Origin of the sequence: Microvirga tunisiensis, from assembly GCF_009296175.1 — a bacterium.
Classification (GTDB): domain Bacteria; phylum Pseudomonadota; class Alphaproteobacteria; order Rhizobiales; family Beijerinckiaceae; genus Microvirga; species Microvirga tunisiensis.
The window spans coordinates 1-1007 of record NZ_VOSK01000850.1 but is presented as its reverse complement, the minus strand read 5'-3'; the positions used below and the strand labels follow the sequence as shown (position 1 = coordinate 1007).

At 62.7% G+C, this 1007-nt stretch carries 1 protein-coding gene; it reads right to left on the bottom strand.

The features are described from left to right. Window positions 1-17: 17 nt before the first annotated feature. A partial coding sequence (locus tag FS320_RS44095) for a transposase (protein WP_152718744.1) occupies window positions 18-1007 on the bottom strand: 990 nt, incomplete at its 5' end.

Here is a 1007-nt window from a genome sequence, read left to right as displayed (position 1 = left end):
TGATGCTCCTATAAAGGTCAAGAGGTCGAAGGGACTGTCGTGGGAGCCCTGCTGGCTCGGCAGAGATAGCCGAAGATCTCCCGCGCGACAAAGCGCTTGAGGCAACGAATGATCTCCATTTTGCCCTTACCCTCTGCCGTTCGTCGACGGACATAATCAAGTGTGGGAAGATGGCTGCGCATCCTGATAATGACCACACGATACAGAGCCGCGTTAGCCTGACGATGGCCACCGCGGTTGAGCCGGTGGCGCGTGGTCTTGCCGCTCGAGGCCGGAATAGGACAGGCCCCACACAGTTTGGCAAAGGCTGCTTCCGAGCGAATCCGCTCAGGATTGTCGCCCACCAGGATCAGCATCTCGGCCGCCGTGCCGGTCGCCATGCCATGAGCCTCCTTCAGGGTCGGGGCGCAGACGGTGGTCAGAGCATCAAGATCGGCATCATGGCTCTTGATCTCAGCATCGAGCATCAGCCAGCGCCGAGCCAGAGCGCGCAAGACCGCTTTGGCTGAGGCTGTTGGTGAGGTCATCGCTCCCGGCCTCAGGGCTGCCAAATGGCGGATCAGCGCCATCTTACCAGTGAGGGCCTCGAGGCTCTCGCGCAAGGCAGCGGGAGCATTGACGATGATCGTCTTGAGGGTGACCATCGCCTGCGTTCGGCTCTTGACGGCGGTGTCGCGCGTTACCTTGAGGTGGCGGATCATCTCCACGGAGCTGGTGCCCGACTTCGGAGTTCCCCTTGCCTGGCCGCTGAGGACGGCTCGGGCCGCGTTCTCGGCGTCCAGCGGATCAGTCTTGCCATGCTGATGCCGGATCTGGCGATTGGGCCGGTTGACCTCAATGACATTGTGGCCTCGACCCTGGAGGAAGCGCGCCAGGCCTGCACCATAGGAGCCTGTCCCCTCGACCCCGAAGGCGCGAACGGGGCCAAAGGATCGGGCCCAGGTTTCCATCTCGTGATAGCCTCTGCTGCTCGCCGGCAGGGTCATTGCCCCAAGGCGGGCTCCTAG